Annotated in this window: 1 protein-coding gene; it reads right to left on the bottom strand. The window is 58.8% G+C overall.

Annotated elements, in window-relative coordinates:
- Positions 1 to 641: phage terminase large subunit (gene terL / locus E1189_RS00700; RefSeq protein ID WP_155158216.1), on the bottom strand; the 641-nt coding region annotated here is incomplete at both ends.

Here is a 641-nt window from a genome sequence, read left to right on the forward strand (position 1 = left end):
TTCATGTCCATGGGGCCTCGCACGACCCCGTAGGCTGTATCCGGGTCGATGCTGTCTCCCCGTGGGTTGATCGCATCGTCCTCGTAGGCTTGGGTGCCGACCCGCTTTTGTCCGCTGGCCGCATAGTTGAACGTGGACTTATGGTTGTGCGCCCACGACAGGAACTGGCTGGTGGAGTCCACTTGGTCATCATGGGGCGCAAGGGGGAAGATGGTGAGCTCCAGCTCATAATCGAGCAGCCACGGTGCCACCTCCGGGAGATAAACCATTCCCGCTTCAAAGAGGCTGGATACGGCAATGAGGCGGTCGACCTTGTTAACGCCCTTGGGATCGATAGCGATAACCGGGCAGACGATCTTGCGTCCGTTGTGCTCAACACCTGCTCGCAGCTCCTGTATCAGTGATTGCCCACTGCCTTTGTCTTCCACCAGTACCGCCTGCGGGTTCCACGCGCTGTACTGGCTCATCACCGCTCGCTTGAGAGCGGGGTAATCCATCCGTTCCCTGAACACATCCAGCAGATACCAGCCGTGCCGGGTTTCGCCCCAAGTGGTGCAGACCGTCGGATCGTTCACCTGTTCTGGTTTATAGGCCGTGTCCCAGCTCTGGACTACACGCAAAAATTCCGAGGGCAGCTGGTT

Origin of the sequence: Parendozoicomonas verongulae (genome assembly GCF_009711465.1) — a bacterium.
In the GTDB taxonomy this organism is placed as follows: Bacteria; Pseudomonadota; Gammaproteobacteria; order Pseudomonadales; family Endozoicomonadaceae; genus Sansalvadorimonas; species Sansalvadorimonas verongulae.